Annotated in this window: 21 protein-coding genes; 18 read left to right on the forward strand and 3 right to left on the reverse strand. The window is 33.7% G+C overall.

Annotated elements, in window-relative coordinates; translation table 11 throughout:
• Positions 1–235: 235 nt before the first annotated feature.
• Positions 236–1504, forward strand: a complete 1269-nt coding sequence (gene serS / locus C7954_RS03295) for a serine--tRNA ligase (protein ID WP_073158724.1) — start codon at positions 236–238, stop codon at positions 1502–1504.
• A 239-nt stretch (positions 1505–1743) separates the two neighbouring features.
• Here the strand turns inward: serS and C7954_RS03300 are convergent, their stop codons facing one another.
• Positions 1744–3024, reverse strand: coding sequence for a cation:proton antiporter (locus C7954_RS03300; RefSeq protein WP_134058699.1), 1281 nt, complete (start codon positions 3022–3024; stop codon positions 1744–1746).
• A gap of 370 nt (positions 3025–3394) precedes the next feature.
• Between C7954_RS03300 and C7954_RS03305 the strand changes: the two genes are divergently transcribed.
• From C7954_RS03305 to nrdJ, 4 genes are all read left to right on the forward strand, one after another.
• Positions 3395–4045, forward strand: a complete 651-nt coding sequence (locus C7954_RS03305; RefSeq protein ID WP_089716940.1) for a bifunctional 2-keto-4-hydroxyglutarate aldolase/2-keto-3-deoxy-6-phosphogluconate aldolase — start codon at positions 3395–3397, stop codon at positions 4043–4045.
• 317 nt (positions 4046–4362) lie between these two features.
• Positions 4363–5385: a sugar kinase gene (locus tag C7954_RS03310; protein ID WP_089716939.1), complete on the forward strand. Its 1023-nt coding sequence runs from the start codon at positions 4363–4365 to the stop codon at positions 5383–5385.
• 107 nt (positions 5386–5492) lie between these two features.
• A complete protein-coding gene (locus tag C7954_RS03315; protein WP_110301005.1) occupies positions 5493–6452 on the forward strand; it encodes a sugar kinase in 960 nt (319 codons plus the stop codon).
• A gap of 261 nt (positions 6453–6713) precedes the next feature.
• The gene (gene nrdJ / locus C7954_RS03320) at positions 6714–9107 is read left to right on the forward strand and encodes a ribonucleoside-triphosphate reductase, adenosylcobalamin-dependent (RefSeq protein WP_081374557.1); all 2394 of its coding nucleotides are present in this window, start codon (positions 6714–6716) and stop codon (positions 9105–9107) included.
• A gap of 102 nt (positions 9108–9209) precedes the next feature.
• Here nrdJ and C7954_RS03325 read toward each other — a convergent pair whose 3' ends face one another.
• Positions 9210–10085 (reverse strand): DUF7973 family transport facilitator, encoded by an 876-nt coding sequence (locus tag C7954_RS03325; protein WP_073158737.1) that lies wholly within the window; start codon positions 10083–10085, stop codon positions 9210–9212.
• A 385-nt stretch (positions 10086–10470) separates the two neighbouring features.
• On the opposite strand from C7954_RS03325, the gene C7954_RS03330 reads away from it, so the two are divergent.
• The 13 genes from C7954_RS03330 (at position 10471) to C7954_RS03390 (ending at position 24886) form a co-directional block, all read left to right on the forward strand.
• The gene (locus C7954_RS03330; protein ID WP_073158740.1) at positions 10471–11838 is read left to right on the forward strand and encodes an MATE family efflux transporter; all 1368 of its coding nucleotides are present in this window, start codon (positions 10471–10473) and stop codon (positions 11836–11838) included.
• A gap of 50 nt (positions 11839–11888) precedes the next feature.
• Positions 11889–12809 carry an ABC transporter ATP-binding protein gene (locus C7954_RS03335; protein ID WP_073158743.1) on the forward strand — a complete coding sequence of 307 codons (921 nt, stop codon included), beginning with the start codon at positions 11889–11891 and terminating at the stop codon, positions 12807–12809.
• Positions 12796–13566 (forward strand): ABC transporter permease, encoded by a 771-nt coding sequence (locus C7954_RS03340; RefSeq protein ID WP_073158746.1) that lies wholly within the window; start codon positions 12796–12798, stop codon positions 13564–13566. Before C7954_RS03335 ends, C7954_RS03340 begins: the two co-directional genes overlap by 14 nt.
• A 123-nt stretch (positions 13567–13689) precedes the next feature.
• On the forward strand, positions 13690–14643 hold the full coding sequence (locus tag C7954_RS03345; protein ID WP_073158748.1) for a 2-hydroxyacid dehydrogenase: 954 nt from the start codon (positions 13690–13692) through the stop codon (positions 14641–14643).
• Between the two features lie 44 nt (positions 14644–14687).
• Positions 14688–15971, forward strand: a complete 1284-nt coding sequence (locus C7954_RS03350) for an iron-containing alcohol dehydrogenase (protein WP_073158751.1) — start codon at positions 14688–14690, stop codon at positions 15969–15971.
• A gap of 236 nt (positions 15972–16207) precedes the next feature.
• Positions 16208–16663, forward strand: coding sequence for a PTS sugar transporter subunit IIA (locus C7954_RS03355; RefSeq protein WP_073158753.1), 456 nt, complete (start codon positions 16208–16210; stop codon positions 16661–16663).
• A gap of 69 nt (positions 16664–16732) precedes the next feature.
• Positions 16733–17002 carry a PTS sugar transporter subunit IIB gene (locus C7954_RS03360; protein ID WP_073158756.1) on the forward strand — a complete coding sequence of 90 codons (270 nt, stop codon included), beginning with the start codon at positions 16733–16735 and terminating at the stop codon, positions 17000–17002.
• Between the two features lie 14 nt (positions 17003–17016).
• Entirely contained in the window at positions 17017–18294 is a 1278-nt protein-coding gene (locus C7954_RS03365) for a PTS ascorbate transporter subunit IIC (protein ID WP_223174544.1), read from the forward strand.
• Position 18295: 1 nt separating this feature from the next.
• Positions 18296–20518: a BglG family transcription antiterminator gene (locus C7954_RS03370; protein WP_089716936.1), complete on the forward strand. Its 2223-nt coding sequence runs from the start codon at positions 18296–18298 to the stop codon at positions 20516–20518.
• Positions 20519–20522: 4 nt separating this feature from the next.
• Complete coding sequence (locus C7954_RS03375; RefSeq protein WP_243833636.1) at positions 20523–20840, forward strand: HPr family phosphocarrier protein; 318 nt, start codon at positions 20523–20525, stop codon at positions 20838–20840.
• Between the two features lie 13 nt (positions 20841–20853).
• A complete protein-coding gene (tkt, locus tag C7954_RS03380) occupies positions 20854–22812 on the forward strand; it encodes a transketolase (protein ID WP_134058702.1) in 1959 nt (652 codons plus the stop codon).
• 184 nt (positions 22813–22996) lie between these two features.
• Complete coding sequence (locus tag C7954_RS03385; RefSeq protein WP_073158768.1) at positions 22997–23377, forward strand: PH domain-containing protein; 381 nt, start codon at positions 22997–22999, stop codon at positions 23375–23377.
• Between the two features lie 39 nt (positions 23378–23416).
• Entirely contained in the window at positions 23417–24886 is a 1470-nt protein-coding gene (locus C7954_RS03390; protein ID WP_073158771.1) for an SLC13 family permease, read from the forward strand.
• Positions 24887–24959: 73 nt separating this feature from the next.
• On the opposite strand, the gene C7954_RS03395 is transcribed toward C7954_RS03390, so the two are convergent.
• Entirely contained in the window at positions 24960–25697 is a 738-nt protein-coding gene (locus C7954_RS03395) for a YaaA family protein (RefSeq protein WP_073158773.1), read from the reverse strand.
• Positions 25698–25889: the final 192 nt, after the last annotated feature.

The raw sequence follows: 25889 nt of genomic DNA on the forward strand, positions 1-25889 counted from the left end.
AATTCATAAGAGGTTTAAGCAGGAAATTAGGTAAATTTCGAGAAAACATAACTTAGGATCCCTTCCTTTCTGGGTGTAGTAAGTTGTGGTTCTCTTAATTACTATTTACGAGCTCAGGGGGAGGGATTCCTGCATTTTATACAGATTCCTAACCTGACAATTATGATAACTATTAATATTTTTAAAAAAACTATTAGATTTGACGTAACGCATAATTTTAAAGGAGGAATAAAAAATGTTAGATATGAGATTTATTAGAGAAAATCCGGAACTTGTAGAAGAATCAATGAAAAAGAGGAATATGGAATCTCCAATTGAAAAATTCAAAGGACTTGATGATAAAAGACGTGATCTTTTATATGAAGCTGAGCAATTAAAACATAAACGCAATGTTAATTCTGATAAAATTGGTGAATTAAAAAGAAATGGAGAAGATGCTTCTAATCTAATAGCAGAAATGCAGGATGTATCTCAAAAAATTAAAGAATTAGATCAAAAAGTTGCTGATGTAGAAGAAAAACTAAATGATTTACTTTTAGGTATTCCAAATATTCCCCATGAATCTGTACCAGTTGGTTCAGATGAAGAAGATAATAAAGAAGTTAGAAAATGGGGTCAGCCGAGAAAATTTGATTTTGAATACAAAGCACATTGGGATATTGGGGAAGACTTAGATATATTAGACTTTGAAAGAGGAGGTAAAGTAACTGGAACTCGCTTCACTTTTCTTAAAGGTGCAGGTGCTAGATTAGAGAGAGCTTTAATTAATTTTATGCTTAATTTACATACTGATGAGCATGGTTATAAGGAAGTTTTTCCACCTTTTATAGCTAATGCAGATAGTATGACAGGAACCGGACAGCTGCCCAAATTTAAAGAAGATATGTTTAAACTTGAAGGTTTAGACTATTATTTAATTCCAACTGCTGAAGTTCCAGTAACTAACCTTTATCGTGAGGAAATTCTTGATGTAGATCAGCTGCCAGAATATTTAACAGCTTATAGTGCTTGTTTTAGAGCTGAAGCGGGTGCTCATGGTCGTGACACTAGAGGTATAATTCGTCAGCATCAATTTAACAAAGTTGAGATGGTTAAATTTGTGAAACCAGAAGATTCTTACGATGAATTAGAAAAAATAACAGCAGATGCCGAGGATGTTCTGCAGAAATTAGAGCTACCTTATCGAGTAGTAAGCCTTTGTACAGGAGATTTAACTTTCTCTTCGGCAAAAACTTATGATTTAGAGGTCTGGATGCCGGCCTATGATACTTATAGAGAAATTTCTTCTTGTTCTAACTTCGAAGATTTTCAGGCAAGACGTGCTGGAATCCGCTATCGTCCAGAACCAGGTGCAAGTACAAAATTTGTTCATACTTTAAATGGATCTGGCCTTGCAATTGGAAGAACAGTAGCTGCAATTTTAGAAAACTATCAGAATGAAGATGGAACAGTAACAGTCCCTGAGGTTTTAAGACCATTTATGGGAACTGATGTTATTAAATAACTTTCTATAATTTTAATAAAAGTTTAATTAGTTTAAGTATTATTTATTTTGAAAATTAATACTGGATTAAAAGAGTCCTTTTAAGGGCTCTTTTTTTTACTAGCCAGGGAATTTGCCTAATGGTTTGTTGTGGCTAATATTTATAGTTTCATAATTTCCGCTATCAACAAAATTTAACCTTACTGTATGACAGATTGTCCGAAGGACATTTTGTTTCAAGAATAAACTTTAATTAAGTATTAGTTTTCTTCTTTTTCAATTTCCCCTGCTTTAGAAATTGAATATTTGGTTGCAAGGGGTCCGATAATTTCTGTAAATGCAGTAGTAAAGAGTAGAACATTAAAAACAAGCGTTGATGTGGAGGTGGAAAATTTATTTTGTATAGTGTAGGCCATTGCTATTGCAACACCACTTTGCGGCAAAAGATTTAATCCGATATACTTTCTTATTTTTTTAGGAGCTTGGACTAAATAGGCAGCAGAAGAGGCTCCGCCAACTTTACCAATTATTCTTGCAGTTATATATGTAATAGTGATTAAAGAAAAACCTGGTTTTAAACCTGTAAATTTGATTTCAGTACCTGCAAGAATAAAAAACATTGCATATAATGGTACTGTTATTATTTCTAGATAATCAGATATCTCAAGGTTTTGATCAGTAAAATTTTTACAGGCAAACCCTACTGCCATATTTGTAATTAATGGAGAATGACCGGTATAAATTGCAATTGCAGAAGCGCCGATAATTGCAGAAATCAAAGTTAGAATTTTTTTAGTTCTATTTTTAAATTTAATTAAAAAATATTGAGTAAGATAACCAATAATTACCCCAATTATTAGAGACCCCGTGATTTCAATTAGTGGTATTCCAATTGTTTTAATAATTGTTAATTTTGCTTTACCACTGTGGATTATTAGTGAAATTGGTTCAATTATACTGAAAATAATTAGAGCAAGTGCGTCATCAATTCCTACAACTGCCATAATGACAGAAGTTAAAGGACCTTTAGAATTATATTCTCGGAGAACCATTACTGTAGCAGCAGGTGCTGTAGCAGCAGCAATTGCGCCTAAAAGCATTGATATATATATAGGTTGCCCAATAAAATAAATAGCTAAAGTTACTAATCCAAAAGCAGCTATAGTCTGAAATATAACTATTACCAGAATATCTTTTCCTAATCTTTTGAATAATTTAATTGTAAGTTCACTTCCAATTCTAAATGCAATAAATCCAAGAGCAATATGTGTTAGATAGCCAAAACTATCAACTACAAACAAATACCATTCTATTTGTATGTCACTTAAAAATGGTAGAGTGTTAATGATATCTTCACTTAATAAGATACCTAAAAAAACATAACCTACTACAATAGGAATTCTGTATCTTTTTGTTATTAAAACAATGAGAAGAGCAAAAAAGACTAAAAGTGCAGTAATATATAAAATTTTATTACCTGCCTGAACATTAAAAAACCAGTTGTGAGCATCTATCAAATTTGATAGATTATTAATCCCCATTTTATCACCTCATTCTATTGATTTAAAATTCTATAATTTTAATTATCATATATGATGGTCTAATATTAAATTAAGGATCAATATTATTTCTCCTTTTATTATTTTTTAAATTTTTTTTAAAAAAAGAAGGAATATTACTTTGAGTCTAGAATTATATATACAGGATTTAAATAAAACGTCGTTTTACTATTAGAAACACAATTTTATAAGCATGTTTTAATAGTAATTTTTTGAGATAAAGCCGGGTTTAAATTTAATTATTTAATTTCTTGTGCTCTCTAAAACGGATTATTAAAATACCGGCTAAAATTAGAGAAAATCGTTGAGTTGTTTTGACAAAAAGGTTTAAAATTTAAAGGAGGCTTATTTAATGAGTAAAGTTGAAGATTTAAAAAGAGTTGAGGAAACTGGTATTGTTGCAGTAGTTAGAGCTGAAAATGCAGAAAAAGCATTAAAAATTACAGAGGCTGTAAAAAAAGGTGGTATTGATGCCATTGAAATTACAATGACTGTTCCAGGAGCTGTTGATGTAATTAAACAGTTAACTGATGAATACAGTAAAGAAGAGGTTTTAATTGGTGCTGGTTCTGTTTTAGATGCAGAAACAGCTCGTGCCTGTATTTTAGCTGGAGCGGAGTATATTGTTTCTCCTTCTCTAGATGAAGAAACTATCGCTATGTGTAACCGTTATCAAAAAGCAGTTATGCCTGGTGCAATGAGTGTAACAGAAGTAGTTAAAGCAATGAAATATGGTGCAGATATCGTTAAGATTTTCCCGGCAACTTTATTTGGTCCTAAGATTATCAAAGCTGTTAAAGGGCCTTTACCACAGGCACCTTTAATGCCTACTGGTGGAGTAAGCTTGGATAATGTTAAAGATTGGATTAAAGCTGGAAGTTTAGCAGTTGGTGTAGGTAGTTCCTTAAGCAAAGGTGCAAAAACTGGTGACTATGAACAGGTAACAGAAACTGCTAAAGAATTTATTCGTTTAATTAAGGAAGCCAGAGCAGAAATGGCTTAAATCTCATTTCAGAAATAACTTTAGAGAACAACTAAAATTCATCTTTTTAATAAATAAGGCACACTTCTCGATTGCCATATTCTGTGGCACGGTCAGTTCAGGGCGTCCTGCCCTTCAGCCTGATTTATTAAAAATCTTCATTAAGTTATTCTAGATAAAGTCATTAAATTCAATGAGATTTAAGACCATTTCTTTTAGGTGAGAAGGTTGACTGGATTGCTCTTATATTTGTGAGCAGGTTAGTCAGCTGAGAGGTCCATTTTATTACTAGAAGTACATTTAAATTTAATCAAAATTTAACAGGAGGTTTTTATTTTATGTCTAAGAAAGTTGTTACTTTTGGAGAAATTATGCTGCGTTTGACACCACCTAACCATGAGCGTTTTATTCAGGCGGATTCTTTTAATGTGATTTATGGTGGAGGAGAGGCAAATACTGCTGTATCTTTGGCTAATTATGGCCTGGATGCTCGTTTTGTAACTAAGTTACCTAACAATCCGATCGGTCAGGCTGCTTTAAATGAAGTTCGTCGTTTTGGTGTTGATACTGATTATATTGCACGTGGTGGAGACCGTTTAGGAATCTATTACTGTGAAAATGGTGCAAGCCAGAGACCGTCTAACGTAGTTTATGATAGAGCTCATTCTGCAATTGCTGAAGCTGAAAGTGCAGATTTTGACTGGGAAGTAATTTTTGCTGATGTTGACTGGTTCCACTATACAGGAATTACTCCTGCTTTAAGTGAGCAGATGTCAGATGTTACTTTAGAAGCTGTTAAAGCTGCTAAAAAACACGGAGTCAAGGTAAGCTGCGACTTAAACTATCGCGCTAAGCTTTGGAGCAGAGAAAGAGCTGGTCAGGTAATGGAAGGTTTAATGGAATATACTGATGTTGTAATAGCAAATGAAGAAGATGCCGAAATGGTATTTGATATCAAGAGTGGTTCTGACATTACCAGTGGTGATTTAAATGTTGAAGGTTACAAAGATGTTGCTAAACAGTTAATCGACCGCTTTGATTTAGAATTAGTTGGTAGTCACTTAAGAATCAGCCATAGTGCTTCGCATAATGGTTGGTTAGTTGTACTTTTTGATGGTGAAAACTTTGTGCAATCAACAAAGTATGAGATTACAATTATTGATCGTGTTGGAGGAGGAGACTCCTTTGCCGGTGGTTTAATATATTCTCTAGTTACTGGCAAAAAGCTTCAAGAAGCTGCTGAGTTCGGAGCCGCTGCATCCTGCTTAAAGCAGTCAATTCCTGGTGACTTTAACCATGTAAGTGTTAAAGAAGTAGAAACTCTAGCTGGAGGAAATGCTTCTGGTAGAGTTAAGAGATAAATAAATAATTAATAAATTTATTCAAATAGAGGCTGCAGCTTAGGCTGTGGCCTTTTTTCAGTTTTAGTATTAGAGGCAAATATTTATTTTTTTAGGAGGAATTTAAAATGATTGATCTTGTTACTATTGGGGAAACAATGGCAGCTATGGCACCACAAGAGGTAGGATCTTTAAAGTATTTAAATAATTTTTCGAAATATATAGCCGGAGCAGAATCAAATGTAGCAATTGGGGTAAAAAGATTGGGCTTTAATTCTGGTTGGATTAGTAAATTGGGTAAAGATCCACTTGGTGATTATGTAGAATTTTTTGTAAGAGGTGAAGGGGTAGATGTTTCTCAAGTTAAAAGGGATGCCAAGCATAGAACTGGACTTATGATCAAAGAAATGCATACAACTAAAGAACCAAAAATTTTTTATTATCGAGATAATTCTGCTGCAAGCTATCTAAATAAAGAAGATATTAATGCAGATTATATTAAAAAGGCTAAGCATCTTCATTTAACTGGAATTACTCCAGCTTTAAGTCAGAGTGCTCAAGCTGCTTTTTTCGAAGCCTTGAGGGTAGCAAAAGAAAACAATTTAAAAATTTCTTTTGATCCCAATTTAAGGCTTAAGCTCTGGGATTCAATTGAAAAAATGCGTAAAGTAATGCTAGAAATAATTCCTCAGGTAAATGTTTTACTTCCTGGAATTGAAGAAGGAGAAATTTTACTTGGCCTTTCTGATCCAAAAGAAATTATTAAAGGTTTTTATGAGATGATGGATCCTGGATCATTAATAGTTCTCAAAATTGGTTCTAAGGGAGCTTTATATTATCAGGGAGATCAAATAAAGCATGTTGATCCTTATTGTGTTAATAATATTGTTGATTTAATTGGAGCCGGAGATGCTTTTGCAGCAGGTTTAATTACGGGGCTTCTAAGAGAGCTTCCAATTAGAAAAACTGTTGAACTTGCTAATTTAGTTGGAGCATTATGTATAACTGTTAAAGGTGATATAGAAGGACTTCCCACTTGGGAGCAGGTTGAAGTTTATCAGGGTAAAAAAGAAGAAATTTTTCGTTAAAAGGATTTAAGAAAATAATTGATATTTGACTATATTAATCTTATAATAAATAATATAGCTAAATACTAAAGATTAGTTATTTTTTACTTTCTGTTTTTAAAATAGATATAATTAACTGTCAATAACTAAGTTTTTGTTTAGATTTGTAGTTTAATGCAAAGTTAAGCAGATTAATCAAGCTTTAATTAAATGCAATTTAAATATTAGTATGTTATAATTATGTTTTAGAATTAGAGAAAAAATTTTAAGGAGGTTTTTATTTTGAGCAAATCCGATATGACGGTGATTAAGCGAGATGATAGAGAGGTTGCTTACAGCCGAGATAAGATTACCAAAGCGATTTATAGAGCTATGATCGAATCAGGAGAAGATGCGACTGAGGATGATGCAGAACAGGTTGCCTTAGATGTAGAATCTGATTTGATAATAGATTTCTACAATGAAGATCAGGTGCCTAAAGTAGAAGAAATCCAGGATTTAGTAGAAGAAAAACTTATGAAGGCGGCATATGTAACAACAGCTAAAGCATATATTTTATATAGAAATAAAAGACAGCAGTCTAGGCTGCATAGAAAAAAGAAAGACCGGGAAAATGCACTTTTATCAAATGATTTTTTAAGTAAATATAAGCATCAGCCTAACCCTTTTCCAACTGAATTGGGAGAGTTTATTTACTATAGAACATATTCGCGCTGGTTAGAAGAAGAGCAGCGTCGTGAATATTGGTGGGAAACAGTTAAAAGAGCTGTTGAATATAACTGTTCATTGGCTCCGACAACTAAAAAAGAAGCGGAAAAACTATATGATAATGTATATAATTTAAAAAACTTTTTAGCAGGGCGTACACTCTGGACAGCTTCTACAGAATCATCTAAAAAATATGGAATGAGTAATTACAACTGTTCTTTTACAGTCATTGACAGCTTTAAAGCTTATCAGGATTTGTTTTATCTTTTAATGATCGGATCAGGAGTTGGTTTCCGAGTCCTGCCTCGTGATGTAGAGCAGCTGCCTAAGATTAGAACTGATATTGAAGTAATCCATAAATATTATGAGCCAGTTGATAAAGATGAGAGAAGAGAATATACAGATTTTGATTTTGATGAAGATGATGTTGTAACAATTAATGTCGGTGATTCTAAAGAAGGTTGGATTCAATCCTTAGAATATTATTTCAAATTCTTAGTTAATCATGCTTATCGACCTTTAAAGAGAATCATTTTTAATTATGATTCTGTACGTCCAAAAGGTGAAAAACTCAAGACTTTTGGGGGGACAGCTTCCGGACATCAGAGTTTAAAGCGGATGTTTACTAAAATAGATAAGCTGCTTACAGAAAAACCAGATCGTGAACTTGATGATATTAAACGAGTTAAATTAAAGCCAATCGACGCAATGGATCTAGCAAATATTGTAGCTGAAAATGTTGTGTCGGGTGGAGTTAGACGTTCATCTCAAATCTGTCTTTTCAGTGAAGATGATAAAGAAATTGCTCAGGCAAAAAGTAATTTATATGTCAAAGAAAATGATGAGTGGGTAATCAATAAGGAAATATCTCACCGTCAGATGAGTAACAATAGTATTTTTTATGAAGGAAAACCTTCTAAAGAACAGCTTAAGTGGCATGTTAAGCAGATGCGTTTCAGTGGTGAGCCAGGATTTATCAATGCTGTTGAGGGAAGCAGACGCCGAGAAAACTTTAAAGGTGTTAATCCCTGTGCGGAAATTCTGCTGGACTCGAGAGGAGTTTGTAATCTGACATCATTGAATGTAATGGCTTTTGTAGATGAAGAAGGTAATATTGATCGAGAAGCTATGTTTGAGGCTCAACAACTTTCAGCCAGAGCGGGTTACAGAATGGCTTTAATTGAATTTGAATTACCAGAATGGGATCAAATAAATAAAAGAGACAGGTTGATTGGAACTTCTTTAACTGGCTGGCAGGATATGAAAAATGCAGCTGGACTAAATGAAGCTCAAGAGGCTCAATTATTAGAAGAGTTGCGCGAAGTTGCTCATAAAGCAGGTAGAGAAATAGCTAAAGAAGTTGGAGATAATGAGCCAAAACTAATTACAACCGTTAAACCTGAGGGAACACAGACTCAGATGCCAACTGTTTCCAGTGGTTTACACTATTCTCACAGTGCATATTATGTTAGACGAGTAAGAATCTCTGCTTCTGATCCACTGGCTAGAGTCTGTGAAGAACTGGATTATCCGATTCATCCAGAAGTTGGCCAGAATCCGGATGACCCTGAAACTCTAGTGGTTGAATTCCCTGTTAAAGCGCCAGAAGGAGAAGTTAAAGGGGATGTAGATGCAATTGATCAGCTGGAAACATATAAGATGTTTATGGAAAATTATGTTGATCATAATGCATCAATTACTGTTCATGTTCGTGATGATGAATGGAAAGATGTAGAAGAATGGTTATGGGAGAATTGGAATAGTGTTGTGGGTATTTCTTTTATTTCTTATAATGATAATTTCTATGATTTAATGCCTTATGAAGAAATAACAGAAGAAGAATATAATGAAAGAGTTAAAAAAATGGAAAAATTCAATCCGTCCTTAGTTTCTAAGTATGAAACTGAGTTTCTAGAAAGAGAAATTGATGATGCTTCTTGTGAAACTGGAGCTTGTCCGGTACGATAAATGTTCTAAATTCAAATAATAATTGAAGTTTAATTGAATAAAAAATATTTAGATAGAAAAAACTCCTGACAAATATTATCTGCCAGGAGTTTTTGATCTTATTTAAAATGTAAAACCTAAAAATAACATAGCAGCTGTTATTAAAGTAGCTATTGTACAGGCTGGAGGGTCAATGTGAGTATCTCCCCAGTCATAGAATAGACGAGCAAAAAACTCACCAATAAAAGCACCTAGTATACCGAAAATTCCTCCCCAGATAACACTTCCTGTTGCAATTGCTGCAGCTGCAGCCGGAAAAGCAATATGGTGGGTAACAGGTCCTTTGCCCTTGGTCTCTAAGATGATTAAAGAAGCAGCTGTTATACCAAACATAATAAATTTACTTCCTGTAATAATAGTAATATATCCTGAAACCAAGCCGACACTGAGTCCTAAAGCCAGCAGCTGCGAAAAGTTCATCTGCCATGGCAGCCAGGCAATTTCTGCTGGTGGTTTCCAGCGAGAATCACTTTTATCAGGATCATAAGTACCAAAAATACCAGTTTTACTAAAAACAAGTCTATGAATAAGTGCTGAAATTGCTACAGTTAAAGCAATTGTATCAGTGGGTGTGCCAATAGAAGAAAAAAACTGATTAATTACCATACCTAAAATACCAAAAATACCACCAACGAGTAGAATATCCCAATTTTCATCAATTCCATAAAGTGGAGCCAAAATGTTCGCACCATCATCAAGTTTCCCTTTTTGACCAGCATAGGCTGTTGCCGCAGCGCCACCGGCAAAAGCAATATGAGGACCAAATAAAGCACCAAAACCTATGGAACCAGTAATAACACCTCCACCAGTTGCCAGAGCTAAAGCTTCACCAGCCATTACAGCAAAACCACAGAAAATAAATGCAGGTAATGCTCCTAAAGCAGCTCCAAATGCGCCTCCCCCAAAAGCAGCAAGAACTAAGTTTAAAGTAATACCCATTATTATTCCTCCTTTTTTAACATAAAAAAGATTTTAAGAAATACCTTATCCTAAAAAAATTCAGAAATTATCCCCCCTTCTTTGTGTATTTTGTATATATTTTGAGTTATTTATAATATTTTTATATAAATGAAAATAATTAAATATCTATTTCCTACTTCTCTATATAAATTTTATCACTTCAAATAACCAATGTCAAAGAATTTGAAATATTATGGCTATTAATTTAGTTAAAAAATATTGATCGGGCTAATAAATCAAGTAAATAACCAGCTTTTGTTAAGTAAATTATTGTTTTTTTTGAGTATAGATGCTAAAATTAAAGCAGTATGTTTTAAAAAATAAATTACCTTAATTATAATTTTGTTATTAATGGAGGGTTAAGATGGAAATTCAATCAAAATCAGACCGCATGGGTCAGGAGCCAATAATAAAATTGCTTTTCAGATTATCCGCTCCGGCCATAGTCGGTATGATTATTCAAGCAATGTATAATATTGTAGATAGTATTTATGTTGGCCGACTGAGTACAGATGCTTTATCTGCATTATCGATTTCTTTTCCAGTTCAAATGGTGTTAATTGCGGTTGGAGTTGGGACTGGTGTTGGTACTAGTTCTTTAATTTCAAGGCTTTTGGGTCAGGGAGATAACTGCCGAGCAAATAATGTTGCAGAACATGTCTTTTTTATTGCAATTATTTATGGAATAATAGGTGGGTTAGTAGGTGTGTTTTTTGCAGAAGATATAATTAAAATTTTTACAGATGACCCAGTCTTAATTGATCTTGGTTACCAGTATATTAATATAATTTTAACTGGTTCAATGGCTGTCTTTATTCCAGCAACTTTTAATTATATATTACGGGGAGAAGGAAACACTTTTTTGCCGATGATGACTATGATCATTGGTGCAGTTTTAAATATGATAATAGATCCTTTTTTGATTTTTGGTTTAGGTCCATTTCCTCAGCTTGGAGTAGCAGGTGCTGCTTATGCAACTATCTTTTCGCGTGCAGTTGGAGGGGTATTTATTATTTTTGTTTTATTTAGTGATAAAAATGAATTAACATTGAAATTGGAGGATTTTAAGTTTGATTTTCAGATAATAAAAGAAATATATAATGTAGGAATACCTGCAATGGCTAATAGACTGCTCTTTAGTATTGCAGTTGTCTTTATTAATCTTATTTTGGGGGCTTTTAGTTCTACAGCGATAGCGGTAATGGGTTTGATTTTTAGAATGCAGTCCTTCTTTTTAATGATGGTCTTTGGTTTAACTCAGGGCTATCTGCCTATTGTTGGTTATAATTTTGGTCATAATAATCCTGAGCGGATGAAAAAAACAATTTTAATCGGTAATGCAGCTGCTTTGAGCTTTGGAGTTATTGGTTTTGCGGTATTTCAACTATTTCCAGAAGTTATAATTAAATTATTTAATAGTGATCCCAAGCTTTTAAATATTGGAGTTAGTGCTTTAAAAAGAGTAAGTTTATCATATTTCTTTATGGTTTTAAATATAATTGGTGTAGCTACATTTCAAGCAGTTGGAAAAGGAATGCCTAGTTTTGCTATCACATTTTTAAGACAGGCCGTGTTTTTAGTTCCAGGGATGTATATTTTAGGAGAAATATTCGGTCTTGATGCTGTCTGGTATTCTTTCCCTATCGCAGAACTAACTGCTTTTATAATAATGTCAACCTGGTTGATGGCTTCAATTAAAGATTCAATGTCTAAAATGAGAGAAACAGTTTAAATGGAAGTATTAATTTAGTATCAAAAGATAGTTTATTAAGGAGGATTTTCATGTCTACAGCTATAAAAATTAGAAATACAAATAAAAGTTATGGTCATCTACAGGCTTTAAGTGATATTAATTTAGATATTAAAAAAGGAGAATTTTTTGGACTGTTGGGACCTAATGGTGCTGGCAAAAGTACTTTAATCGGAGTTCTTGGTGGTTTAGTTAAAAAAGATTCAGGTAGTATTACAGTTTTGGGTAAGGATATTATTTCAAATTATAGGGAAACAAAAAAATCTTTAGGAATTGTGCCCCAGGAGATAACTTTTGATCCTTACTTTACAGTTCGTGAAACTCTAAAAATTCATTCTGGTTATTTTGGAATTAAAGATAATTCAGAGAAAATAGATGAATTATTAGAAGCATTAAGCCTGACTGATAAAGCAGAAATTGGTCCACGTGAACTTTCAGGTGGAATGAAAAGGCGGCTTTTAATTGCTAAGGCTTTAGTCCATGATCCTGAAATAATTGTTTTAGATGAACCGACTGCAGGGGTTGATGTTGAATTAAGAAATAGCCTCTGGGAATATGTTATTAATTTAAATAAGCAGGGTAAAACAATCATATTGACAACTCATTATTTAGAAGAAGCGGAAGCTTTATGTGATCGGATTGCTATTATGAATAAGGGAAAGATAGTTAAGGTTGACACTAAGGAAAATCTGATCAATTCGATTGATAAAAAGCTGATTAAGATTCAATTTGCTGATTCAGTTCACGGATTGAATAAAGAGCTGTTGGGGATTGATTTTAATTTAAATAAAGAAAAGAAAGAGATTGAAATTGAAACTGCAAAAGGAAATTTAGATAAAATACTAAAAACGATAAACGATTTAAATTTAGATATTGTAGATATGAATATTGAAAGTGCAAAATTAGAAGATGTCTTTATTAAGTTAACTAATTTAGGGGATGATGAAAATTAATACTATTACTTTTTCGAGCCTTGTTAAAAGAGAAGTTCTTAGATTCTCAAAGGTGGCAATTCAAACTGTGTTTGCACCTTTGATCTCTACAGGTTTATATTTAATTATCTTCTCTTATTCTTTTCAAAATAGAGAGGTTCCGAGATATGGGATTCCATATATCAGTTTTATAGTACCGGGATTAATTATGATGAGTTTAATCCAAAACTCTTTTGCAAACACTTCATCTTCTTTAATTGGAGCTAAATATAATGGGATTATCATTGATTTTTTGCTGGCCCCTTTTTCTTACATCGAATTAAGCCTAGGTTTTATGATTGGTGGGATGGTAAGAGGTTTACTGGTTGGAACTGTAACTTACTTGGTTTCAATTTATTTCTATGGAGGAGCAGTTGCACATCCATTTTTGGCTTTGTTTTTTGCTGTTTTAGTGTCTTCAATTTTCTCGCTTTTTGGAATAATTGCTGGCCTTTGGGCGGAAAAATTTGATCATGTATCAATTTTTTCAAACTTTTTTATTACTCCTTTGACATTTTTAAGTGGTGTCTTTTATTCAGTTAAAGGCCTGCCAGGAATCTGGAGTAAGGTATCTTTATTTAATCCAGTTTTTTACATGGTAGATGCAGTTCGTTATTCTTTTGTTGGACAGTCTGATATTTCACCTTTAATATCTGCACTTATTATTGGATCTTTTGCCCTAATCTTATTTGTTTTAGTTACTTATTTATTTAAAATTGGCTATAAGGTTAAAAGTTAATTAAGTCTTAAAATATTTGTCTTGTTTTTGGAACAATGCTAAAATTAAGTTAATGAAATCAAATTTAATGGCGGTTTAAAACATAACATGGCCTAAATGGGAAAAATTCTTGGAGGAGATAATATGAAAATTGTGATGGTTGAACCAATTAATATTTCAATGATGAAAATTGAAGAGTATCGGCAGCAGCTGGAAGCTGAGGGACATCAGCTAATTGCTTATTCAAGTCGGGCAGAAAATGATCAGGAAATGATTAAGAGAGTTAAAGAAGCTGATATTTTAATTATAGCCAATCAGCCTTTATCTGCGAAAGTTATTAATGCTTCTAAAGATTTAAAGATGATTTCTGTTGCTTTTACTGGTTTTGATCATATAGCTATGGAAGCCTGCAGAGAAAATGATATTTTAGTTTCAAATTCATCTGGTTATGCCAATCAGGCTGTGGCAGAGTTAGCTTTTGGTCTAGTAATTAATCTAATGCGTAATATTAAAGATTCTGATGGGGCAGTAAGAGTTGGTAAAACAAGAAAAAATTTAATTGGGAATGAACTTTTCGGAAAAAACTTTGGGATAATTGGTTTTGGTTCAATAGGACAAAAAACTGCTAAAATAGCTGCTGCCTTTGGCTGCAATATTCTGGTTGATGACCATAAACAACATAAACTGGGAGAAGAATTAGGGGTAGAATATCTTCCGATTGATAAATTAATGCAGAATAGTGATATTGTGAGCCTGCATGTTCCACTTAAAGACTCAACTGTAGATTTAATCGGTGTAGAAGAGATTGCTTTAATGAAAAAGGATGCAATTTTGATTAATACGGCACGTGGACCTGTAGTTAACAGTGAAGCTTTGGCTGAGGCTTTAAATAATGAAAAAATTGCAGGAGCTGGAATTGATGTTTTTGAAATGGAGCCTCCGATTCCTTCAGATCATCCACTTTTAAATGCTAAAAATACAATTCTAACTCCACATACAGCCTTTGCAACAGAAGAAGCTTTTATCAAAAGAGCAGAGATAGTATTTGATAATATTGAAGCCTGGTTAGCAGAAAAACCTCAGAATGTAGTTAGTTGAAGTAATGATGGAATTTAAATTTTTTATAAGGGAGGTATTTCAGAATGGATTTAAAAGAAAAAGCGAAAACACTCTTATATGATTTTAAAGGAGAGGAATATGCTTTAGGTATAGGAATCTTAAATGAAGTAGGAGAATATGCTAAAAAATATGGTGAGAAGGTTTTGTTAATTTCTAATGATACTTATCGAGAAACAGCAGTAACTGAAGTTAAAAAATCACTTAAGAAAAACAATCTAAAAATTGCTGGAAATAGAATATTTCCTGGGGCTAATCCAAATGCTCCCAGAGAAGATGTTTATCGTTTAGCAGGATATTTACATACTTTTGAAGCTGATTCCATAATAGTTATTGGTGGAGGAAGTACAATTGATGCAGTTAAAGCTGCTAATATAGTAGCTTCACTCGGTCATTATAGTCCTCATATAGACGAATATTTTGGAACAGGAATTGTGACAGAGGCACTACAGCACAGCAAAGAACATCTAATTCCTACAATCGCTATTCAAACAGCGGCAAGTTCTGGAGCGCATCTGACAAAATATTCTAATGTTACTGATCTAGTAAGTGGCCAGAAGAAATTGATTGTAGATAATGCTATCATTCCTCATAAATCTGTTTTTGATTATGCAGTAACCGAAACAATGCCGCTTAAGGTAACTATTGATGGTGCTTTTGATGGGATAGCACACTGCTTAGAAGTGTTTTATGGAATCGATGCTGAAAATTATGATTTAGAAAAGGAGATTGCTTCTACAGCTATTGAACTGATAGTTAAAAATACGCCCAAAGTTATTAATGATTTGCATGATACTGAAGCACGTGAAGCTTTAGGATTAGCCACAGATTTAGGTGCTTATTCGATAATGGTAGGTGGAACTAATGGTGGGCACCTTACCAGTTTTTCTTTAGTAGATGTGAGCAGTCATGGAAGAGCCTGTGGAATTATGAATATCTATTACACTGTATTTTTTGCACCAGCTATAGAAGAACAATTAAAAGTTTTAGGGGATATATTTAAAAGAAATGGATATATAGATGTAGATATTAATAATTTAAATGGTCGCAAATTAGGTGAAGCAGTTGCAGAGGGAATGATAAAATTTGCTAAAGAGGTTAACTTTCCTACTACTCTTTCTGAATTAGATGGATTTACTGATCAGCATATAGAGAGAGCTTTAAAGGCTGCTAAAGATCCACAGTTGGATATGAAATTGAAAAATATGCCGATACCACTTGATGCATCACTTGTAGACGAGTATATGGGTCCTATTCTAGAAGCAGCAAAAACAGGCGATTTGAGTTTAATAAAAAATATGGAAGACTAAAGACTAAAATGAGCTAAAAATATTTTTTAAAAAATAAATTCAATTTAATGCTTAAATATTAAAGCACCTATTAGCTGAAATAAATCAGCTTTTGGGTGCTTTTTTTAATAAATAAAATACTTTGCCACAATTTCTAGAAAAAGAAGTAGTTTATTAACTCTTGCTATCTCGGGGATTACGGGAGTATAATAGAATCAGAAGTTAAAGAAACAAATTAAATCAGGAGGTGAAAAGATTTGATTTTAGATCTTTTGCAAAAGAAAAATATAGCCGTAAATGTGGAAGCTGCTGACTGGAAAGAAGTGGTTGCTGAAACAGGAAAGCTATTATTAGAGGCAGGTCAAATTGAAAAAAGATATATTGAAGCAATGAAGCAGTCAATAATTGACAACGGACCCTATGTGGTTATCGGTAAGGGAATTGCTCTTTTACACGCCAGACCGGAGGATGGGGTTAAAGAAAACTGCCTCAGCTTAATTACTCTGGCTGAGCCGGTAGAATTTGGAAATAAAAATAATGATCCTGTAAAAATTGCCTTTGCTTTTGGTACAGTAGATAATGAAAAGCACGTAAAAACAATTTCGGAATTATCAGTAGTTTTAATGGAAGAATCTGCAGTGGACAATATTGCAGAAATGGGAAGTGCAGGGGAAATCTTAAGCTATATTGAGGATATTCTGGCACAGCAGTGATTTTAATTAAAATAATTTTAAGATTCTTAAATTTATTGATCAATCAACAAAAAATAGGAGGAGAAAAGCATGAGAGTACTAGCAGTATGTGGAATGGGTCTGGGCAGCAGTCTGGTTTTAAAGATGAATATAGAAAAGATAATGGAGCAGGAAGGTATCGAAGGCTCAGTTGAGGTTAAGGATCTTTCATCTATTATGGGGGAACAGGCAGATTACATTTTTGCCAGTGAAGAAATCGGGGAAAAAATTGAGCATCCGGCAGAAGTAATAAGTGTCAAAAATATGACAGATAAAAAAGAGATTAAGGAAAAAGTTTTGGCAGCATATAAAAAACTTTAAGGAGGGAATAGTTTATGGATTTTTTAATGTCTTTTATTAATTTTTTAGTTTATGAAGTTTTAAATCAACCTGCAACTTTAGTTGGTTTAATGGCATTTTTGGGACTGGCACTGCTTAAAAAACCATTTTCTAAGATAATGTCAGGGACCTTAAAGAGTATCTTAGGTTTTGTAATCTTAGGTGCTGGTGCTAATGTATTAATTGGTAGTCTGAATAATTTAGGGCCGATGATTCAACAGGCTTTCAATATTCAGGGAGTTATACCAACAAATGAAGCAATTGTGGCTTTGGCACAGCAGACACTTGGTACTCAAACTGCTTTGATTATGGCTTTTGGTTTTATAGCTAATCTGCTTTTTGCAAGATTTACACCATTAAAATATGTATTCCTTACCGGGCATCATATTTTCTTTATGGCAGCCTTATTATCAGCAGTTTTAAGTACAGCAGGATTAACAGGAGTACCTTTAATAGCTGTTGGAGCTGTAATTTTAGGTTTTGTAATGGTGCTTTTCCCGGCTTTAGCAGAACCGTTTATGAAAAAAATTACCGGTGGTACTGATGTTGCACTCGGTCATTTTGGAACAACTGGCTATGTTGCAGCAGGTCTTGTTGGTAAGGTAGTTGGAGATCCAGAAGACAGCACTGAAGATATTAAAGTTCCTAAATATTTGAGCTTCTTAAAAGAATCAGTTCTTGCTACTATGCTGACTATGATCATTATTTTCTTTATAGTTTCTTTAATTGCTGGTCGTGACATTTATTCTCAGTATTCGGGTGGACAGAGTATCTTTATGTTCGCACTGATGCAGGGTATTACTTTTGCAGCTGGTGTTCACATTATCTTAACTGGTGTAAGAATGATCATTGGTGAGATTGTTCCTGCCTTCCAGGGTATTGGTGAAAAATTAGTTCCGGATGCAAAGCCTGCACTGGACTGTCCGATAACCTTTACCTATGCACCAAATGCAGTAATTATTGGTTTTTTATTCAGCTTTTTAGGGGGGCTTGTCAGCATGTTCTTCCTTGGACCTCTGGGTCTGGCCTTAATTATTCCCGGAATGGTTCCTCACTTCTTTACCGGAGCAACTGCGGGAGTATTTGGTAATTCCACAGGTGGTAAGAAGGGAGCAATGCTTGGTGCCTTTGTTAATGGTGTCTTAATCTCATTTTTACCAGCGCTCTTATTACCGGTCTTAGGATCACTTGGTTTTGCAAATACAACCTTTGGTGATGCCGATTTCGGAGTTGTTGGTATAATAATTGGTTATATAGCGAAGCTGTTCGCTTAAAATGAAAAAAAGTACCAGATTATTTGAGTTATATAAATACCTAGTTGATCAGAAAGGGCCTGTATCTATCCAGGTTCTTTCTGAAATTCTGGATGTAAGCAGCAGAACAATTCGCTATGACCTGAATGAGATTGAAGATTTGATTCAAAAATATGAATTAAAGCTGACTAAAAAACCAAATTTCGGTGTGCTTTTAGAAGGAGAAGCAGAAGAGCAGTTTAAAGTTTTTGCAGAGTTTAATGATTTTTACAACAGCCGTCATTTTCGTTCTGCCAAAATGAGGAAATACCTTATCTTATATAGACTTTTCCAAAAAAAAGAACCAATTTTAATTTTTGAACTGGCTGATCTTTTAGATGTGAGTTCGACAACAGTAAGCAAGGATTTGGATCAGGTGGAAAATTGGCTGACTAAAAAAAATCTGGCTTTAATCAGGCGCAGAAATTACGGAGTTCAAATTGAAGGTGCAGAAATTGATATCAGACATGCAATGAAAAGTCTGCTCAATGAAAGCTATGAAACTGGCAATATGATTGAACTATTAAATAAGAGCAATAAAAAGGTTGATTTTAAAAGCCGCTTAGAGCACGGATATGATGAAGAAATAAAAAATCTTTTAGGTGAGCTCAATTTGGAAGAAATTGAGTCAGTTGTCAAAATGGCAGAAAAAGAACTCGGTATTCGCTTTACTGATAGTGCATTTACCGGTCTGATCGTTCATGTAGCTTTTGCTATTTCTCGTCTTTTAGCAGAACAGGACATAAAGATCGACCCTGAAAGATTGAAAATGATTAAAAAGAAAAATGAATTTGAGATTGCCAGAAAAATAGGAGATTTACTGGAAGAAAAATTCCCGGTAGAAATTCCAAAAGATGAGATTGGATTTATTACGATTCATCTTTTAGGAGCAAAAATGAGAGAAGGAAAAGCAAGCAGTGAGTTAAAGGAAGATGAGCTTGAATATCTGGTTAAAGAAATGATAAGAGTTGTAGAAAAATATTTTTCTACCAGTTTTGCTGGAGATCAGAAACTATATTCAGGTCTTCTTGTTCACCTGCAGGCAATTGTCAACCGGATTATTTTTAATCTACCAATTCAGAATCCGCTGCTGGAAGATATTAAAGAAAAGTACGGCGAGGTTTTTGAAGCTTCAAAACTGGCAGCGAGGCTGATTCAGAGTGAATTTTATGTCGAAATCAGTGAAGACGAGGTTGGATACCTGACTATTCATTTTGGTGCTGCTCTGGAGAGAATTAATTTTCAAAAAAGGAAAAAGGCAAAGGTTGCAATTGTTTGCTCCAGTGGAGTTGGAACCACCAATCTTCTGGAAGTCCGTCTAAAAAATGAGTTTAAAGCAATTGAGATAGTTGACAGCCTCTCCAGTCTGGATTTGGAGGACAATGAGATTCTAAAAGAAATTGATTTTGTAATTTCTACAATCCCTTTAAGTTTGGAAGCAAAGGATGTAATTGAGGTTAATCCATTTTTAGAGGAAAATGATATTGAAAAAATTAAAGACTATCTTCAGCAGAGAAAAATGGAATATGGGATTTTTAATGAAGAGAAGCAAAAAGTCAGTTCAGAACAGAAGCCGGTGGACTATGAGTCCCTGCTGGCAGAAAATACTGGTCTGGAGCCGGAAGAAATTATTGAGCTGTTGAGACCTTTTTTGGATAAAGAGCGGATTCCAGCAGCTTTAGAGAAAATCAGGGATTATTTTGCTGCTGAAAAAATGAAAAGAGAAGCTGGAACTGGCCTAAAAGACAGGAAAAAAGATCTTTTAAAGCTGTTTAAAAGGGATCAGATTAAAATTATAGAAAGAGCAGCTGACTGGAAAGAAGCAATTAAAGAAGCTGGTAGTCTGCTTTTAGCTAAAGACTTAATTGAGCCCCGCTATATTAAAAGGATGATCGAAATTGTAGAAGATAAGGGGCCCTATATTGCAATTGCTCCCGAAATCTGTCTGGCCCACGCTGGAATAGAAGATGGTGTCAAAGAGTCAGCGATTAGTCTGCTGGTAATTAAAAAAGGAATTAAACTCGGCCATCAATTTGACCCAATAAAATTTATTTTTGTGCTGGCACCAATAGATAAAAAATCTCATATGCCGGCACTGACAGATATTATGGAATTTGCAAACAACAGAAAATTAATGGATGATCTTTTAGCGGCAGAATCTGAGGGTGCTGCATATAAACTGTTGCAGAATAATTTTAATAAATAAGATAATGTTAAAAATATGGAGATCTTCAATTAAATCTAGAAAGGATGCTAAAATGACAGTAGAAAAAAATGTTGAAATAACTAATGAAACCGGACTTCATGCCAGACCTGCTTCAAAATTTGTTCAAAAAGTAGGAACTTTTAAATCTGATGTAACGATTATTTATGGAGAAAAAGAAGTTAATGCCAAAAGTATAATGGGGGTTTTGAGTCTGGGAGTAAGTCAGGGTAATGAAATAATAATTAAATGTAAAGGTGAAGATGCAGAAACTGCACTGGAAGAATTAGTTAACTTTCTTCATGAACAGATGGCAGAAGAATAGAGGAGGGAAATAAATGCTGCAAAAAATTGCTGATACAGTTAGAGCTCTTTCTGCAGATGCAGTTGAATATGCCGGTTCTGGACATGCTGGAATGCCTCTGGGATGTGCAGAAATTGGTGCCTATCTTTTTGCAGAGGAAATGAAATATAATCCTGAAGCCCCTGATTGGTTTAATAGAGATCGTCTGATTTTATCTGCCGGACACGGTTCAATTTGGCTTTATTCACTGCTTCATCTCAGCGGTTATGACTTGAGTCTTGAAGACCTAAAAAAGTATAGGAAATTTCATTCTAAAACTCCAGGACATCCAGAATATGGGCTAACTCCTGGAGTTGAAATGACTACTGGACCTTTAGGTCAGGGGCTTGCTCATGCTGTTGGAATTGCATTTGCTGAAGAAATTTTAGCTGAAAAATACAATAAAGAGAATTATAAGTTAATTGATCATTATACCTATGTGGTAGCTGGTGATGGAGATTTAATGGAAGGAATAAGCTATGAGGCAGCCTCGCTGGCAGGTAGTCTGGAGCTTGATAAATTAATTGTTATTTATGATAATAATGGGGTTTCAATTGATGGACCAACTGAAATAACTTTTATAGATGATATTAAAAAAAGGTTTGAGTCTGCTAACTGGCAGGTTATTTCTGATGTTGATGGGAGCAGCTTTTCTGATTTAGAAGCTGCATTTAAAAAAGCAAAAGCAGAACAGAAGAGACCGACTTTAATAGTTGCAGATACTGTTATAGCAAAAGGAATTGCTGGCAAAGAAGGTGACAGTTCCGCCCATGCCTCACCACTCGGGAAAGAAGAGATAATTGAAATGAAGAAGAAAGCCGGACTGCCGACAGGAGATTTTGAGGTTCCAGAAAAGGTCTATGAATATTTTAGTGATTACCTGGCTGAACTGAAAAAAGAATTTGCTGAGTGGAAGGAACTTGAAAGTAACTATGAGGCAGAATTTGAGAAAGAATATCAGGAATTAATGTCGGGAATTGAGCTTGAGGCAGATTTCGATTTAGATGTTTTAGATGTTCAGGAAAAAGAGGGGAAGCCGATTAGAAATTATGCAGGTGAATATTATCAACTGCTGGCCGAAAAGCTTCCTTATTTAGTTGGAGGAACAGCTGATCTCTCTGCTTCGACAAGAATCAATCTGGATCAGTATCCGGATATTAAAAGAGGTTATTTTGCCGGCAGGAACATTAAATTTGGAATTAGAGAACATGCAATGGCAGCGGCAGCAGGTGGAATAATGCTGCATGGCGGTTTAAGACCTGTGACTGCAACTTATTTAACCTTTTCTGATTATATGCGGCCTTCAATCAGGATGGCAGCTCTGATGGGGTTACCGGTAATTTACGTGTTCACACATGATTCTATTTATGTTGGTGAAGATGGTCCTACTCATCAGCCGATAGAGCAGCTTGAATCTTTAAGAATGATTCCGGGTCTGAGAGTTATTAGACCTGCCACAGAAACTGAAGTGAAGTTGGCCTGGAAGGCTGCAGTTGAGGAAAAGAATAAGCCAGTAATTTTAGTGATGGCCCGTCAGAATGTTAATGCTTATGAAAAGGAAATATCGGCAGCAGAATTTGAAAAAGGAGCCTTTGTAGTTTCTGGTGAAGCTGAACCGGATATTGCTGTTATGGCTTCCGGTAGTGAAATTGAAACCGCTCTGGAGGTTAAAGAACTGCTAAAAAGAGATTACAGAGTTCGAATAATTTCTGTACCTGAAAAAGAAAAATTATATCAAAATCAAAATTATTTGGAGCTGCTGCTCCAAAATGTTAAATTAAGTGTGGCGGTAGAAGCTGGTAATCCAACTGGTTGGTACAGAATTTTAAGAGGAAGTGCTCTAATTTTTGGTGTTGAAGAGTTTGGCTTTAGTGCTGCTGGAGATGAAATAGCTGCAGAATTTGGATTGACAGCAGAAAAGATAGCAGAAAAAATCAAAAAATATTTAAGCTAAGAAGTTAATATTAATTAGAACTAAAAGGCTGTACAATGATTATGACAGCAGTTTTAGTTCTTTTATTTTTGATTATATCTTTAATATTACCTGTAATATTAAAGGATTATTCTTTGTATTATAGAATTATAATAAGTAGATAAAATAATAAAAATTTTAATTATAGAATATCAGGAGGTTGAATATGGGATTATTAGACGGAATTCTCGGAAATGCAGGAGAAGTTGAAATAGAGAAATTGGAAAAAGAGTTAGCAGAAATAATAATTGAAGGAGAAAAGATTGAAAGTGGATATAATGTATTGAGAGACTATTTTGTTTTTACAGATAAAAGGTTGATTTTAGTAGATAAACAGGGAGTTACCGGTAAAAAAATAGAATACCACACAATACCTTATAAAAACATTCGTCATTTTAGTATTGAATCAGCGGGAACCTTTGATCGAGATGCTGAACTTAAACTTTGGACAGCAGGTCTTACTGAACCCATTGAAAAAAAATTTGGCAAAAAATCTAGTGATATTTTAAAGATTCAACGAACTTTAGCTAATTATATTTTAAAGTAACTTTATTTTAATTGTCTAATATGATAGGAGGTTGTGGTGATGAAAAATGACGGTAGATATATGGTAGATAATTTTGGAATAGATATGAATAAAATTAAAATAATCATATTAGGACCTCTTGCGTTTTTAATAATTTTATTAGTACCACTATCAGTCATAGACATGCAGGCCCGAGGGGGTCTTGGAATATTAATTTGGATGGCCCTGTGGTGGACAAGTGGTAATATATCTGTTGTAATTACAGCCTTAGTTCCAATTTTTGTGACAACCTTTATTCCGATTGCTCCAGTTGCTGAAATAGTAAATGTTTTCAGCCACCGAATTGTATTTCTAATAGCAGGAAGCTGTGCAATGGGAGCAGCCTGGCAGCGGTGGGGCCTTGCTCGAAGATTATCTTTAAAAATATTATCTTTGATCGGCAATAGTGCAAGAAAACAGATTTGGGCCTGGTTTTTGATTTCTGCGACCTTAAGTTCAATAATTGCAGATACAGTTACTGCAGCTGTTTTTGTGCCTGTTGCTGTGACTTTATTAAAATATCTTGGTTATGATTCTAATTCTAAACGCTGGAATAATCCAGCTGCAACTAATATTTTGTTAGCAATTGCCTGGGGTGCCTCAATAGGTAGTCTGCCTACACCGCTTGGTGGAGGTCAAAACTTATTGATTTATGAATTTCTTTCCGAGGCAGTTGGCAGAAAAATATATTTTTATGAATGGACAATTAGAATGCTGCCTTTTACTTTGATTTTCATTCCTTTTATTGGCTTCTATATTAGTCATATTTTGCAAAAAAAAGATATGAAATTACCTGGAACAAAAGAAATATACAAAAAAGAATTGAAAAAAATGGGGAGTTTAAGTAAAGGAGAGTTGTTTTCGGCTTTAGTTTTTATAATAGCAGTAGCAGCAGCTTTTTTAGAGCCAATATATACTCAATTATTTCCATTTTTGGATCCTGCTTTCATATTTTTTAGTCTGGCTTTTTTATTGTTTTTTATTCCAACAGAAGAAGAGGAAAATGTTCTTTCAATTAAAAGTATGAGATATTTTCCAATAACTGTTTTAATTGTTTGGCCGAGTGCTTTAGCACTGGCTAAAGTTCTTGAATTTTCAGGTTTAGCAGAAATTTTAAGTTCATTATTGACTTTTTTTGTTGATGGTCATGGTATCATACCATTTTTGATTTTTGGTGGTGTTACAGCATTTTTAACAAATATTTCTACTAATACTGCGTCGGCTGCTTTATTAATGCCAATAATTATTAAACTTTTTATTTCCCAGAACATAAATCCAGTTCCTATTATTTTATTACTTACAGTTTCGGTTAATTTGTCTTTTGCAATTGCTTCTGGTAATGGCTGCCTGGCTGTTAGTGCAGGTTATGGAGTTAACTTAAAAACAATGTTTAAACATGGAGTCATTATTGCTTTTTTTGGTTTCCTGATTTCAACTGGATTAGCATATTTGCTTGATAATTTATTTAGTTGGTGGGGAATTTTGATTTAATAGATATTAAAATAATTACTATAAAAATAAGAATCCGCTGTTCAGCGGATTCTTTAATAAAAGTAATTGAATATTATTTTTCAAATGGTTTAATAAAATAGAATTCATTTTCATTAGAATGTTCTTTATTGTATTGATAACCATCTAAATCTATCTTTTTAATTTCATCAATGCTCTCAACCTGATTTTTAACTAGTTCATTCAGCAGTTTACCACGATTATGTTTAACATAATAACCCACGGTTTTAAGGCTGCCATCCTCTTTTTCTTCTTTAAAATAAAAGTCAATTATTTTTCCTCGATAATTATCTTCTACAACTTTACTATATTCATTTGAAGCTAAATTAATAATTAAATCAATATCATCAAAATAATCTTTCATTATATCTTGCCAGTACTCATTGAGATTAATTCCATTAGGTTTAAGCCTCATTTCTAATCTGTAGGGCCAAATCTCAGTGTCTGAATGAAGGGGACCATACATTGGAGAAATTATAATAAGCTTTTCCTGCATATATGAAAACTGATCTTTATTGTAGCTATCTAAATCAATTTGCTTAAATGCGGAACCATTATAACATTCAATAGCCGGGAGAGTTTGATCATCATAGCTATGTTCTTGATACAGCTCATAGGTTCTATCTAAAAGATTACCTTGAATATCTAATTCTTTTTTTAGTTCTTCTTTTGATAAAGATTTAAGATAATCGAATAATTCTTTAGTCATTTCTTCTTTTAAAATATTTCTACCTTTTTCTTCTCTTTTTCTTTCGTGGTTTTGAGTTTTGCTTGGTGATAAAATTATTTTCACAGTATCCTTCCTTTCTTTATCTTAAATAAATTATTTTCTTACTTAATTATATTCAAGATAAGATAGTTTATCCCTTTAAAAGATAGTATTATCATTAATAAAAGATTCAATTGCATTGATATAATTTTTCTTAATTTAATCCTGATTATCAAAATTTTTTAAATTTTTTGACAGGCGATCAGTAGTCTTTTT

The organism is Halanaerobium congolense, from assembly GCF_004366375.1.
Taxonomy (GTDB): Bacteria; Bacillota; Halanaerobiia; order Halanaerobiales; family Halanaerobiaceae; genus Halanaerobium; species Halanaerobium congolense.

Excerpts from the sequence above, each read along its gene's own strand:
- serS (WP_073158724.1), top strand. The coding sequence starts at position 236 with ATGTTAGATATGAGATTTATTAGAGAAAATCCGGAACTTGTAGAAGAA.
- C7954_RS03300 (WP_134058699.1), bottom strand. The coding sequence starts at position 3,024 with ATGGGGATTAATAATCTATCAAATTTGATAGATGCTCACAACTGGTTT.
- C7954_RS03305 (WP_089716940.1), top strand. The coding sequence starts at position 3,395 with ATGAGTAAAGTTGAAGATTTAAAAAGAGTTGAGGAAACTGGTATTGTT.
- C7954_RS03310 (WP_089716939.1), top strand. The coding sequence starts at position 4,363 with ATGTCTAAGAAAGTTGTTACTTTTGGAGAAATTATGCTGCGTTTGACA.
- C7954_RS03315 (WP_110301005.1), top strand. The coding sequence starts at position 5,493 with ATGATTGATCTTGTTACTATTGGGGAAACAATGGCAGCTATGGCACCA.
- C7954_RS03325 (WP_073158737.1), bottom strand. The coding sequence starts at position 10,085 with ATGGGTATTACTTTAAACTTAGTTCTTGCTGCTTTTGGGGGAGGCGCA.
- C7954_RS03330 (WP_073158740.1), top strand. The coding sequence starts at position 10,471 with ATGGAAATTCAATCAAAATCAGACCGCATGGGTCAGGAGCCAATAATA.
- C7954_RS03335 (WP_073158743.1), top strand. The coding sequence starts at position 11,889 with ATGTCTACAGCTATAAAAATTAGAAATACAAATAAAAGTTATGGTCAT.
- C7954_RS03340 (WP_073158746.1), top strand. The coding sequence starts at position 12,796 with ATGATGAAAATTAATACTATTACTTTTTCGAGCCTTGTTAAAAGAGAA.
- C7954_RS03345 (WP_073158748.1), top strand. The coding sequence starts at position 13,690 with ATGAAAATTGTGATGGTTGAACCAATTAATATTTCAATGATGAAAATT.
- C7954_RS03350 (WP_073158751.1), top strand. The coding sequence starts at position 14,688 with ATGGATTTAAAAGAAAAAGCGAAAACACTCTTATATGATTTTAAAGGA.
- C7954_RS03360 (WP_073158756.1), top strand. The coding sequence starts at position 16,733 with ATGAGAGTACTAGCAGTATGTGGAATGGGTCTGGGCAGCAGTCTGGTT.
- C7954_RS03365 (WP_223174544.1), top strand. The coding sequence starts at position 17,017 with ATGGATTTTTTAATGTCTTTTATTAATTTTTTAGTTTATGAAGTTTTA.
- C7954_RS03370 (WP_089716936.1), top strand. The coding sequence starts at position 18,296 with ATGAAAAAAAGTACCAGATTATTTGAGTTATATAAATACCTAGTTGAT.
- C7954_RS03375 (WP_243833636.1), top strand. The coding sequence starts at position 20,523 with ATGTTAAAAATATGGAGATCTTCAATTAAATCTAGAAAGGATGCTAAA.
- tkt (WP_134058702.1), top strand. The coding sequence starts at position 20,854 with ATGCTGCAAAAAATTGCTGATACAGTTAGAGCTCTTTCTGCAGATGCA.
- C7954_RS03385 (WP_073158768.1), top strand. The coding sequence starts at position 22,997 with ATGGGATTATTAGACGGAATTCTCGGAAATGCAGGAGAAGTTGAAATA.
- C7954_RS03390 (WP_073158771.1), top strand. The coding sequence starts at position 23,417 with ATGAAAAATGACGGTAGATATATGGTAGATAATTTTGGAATAGATATG.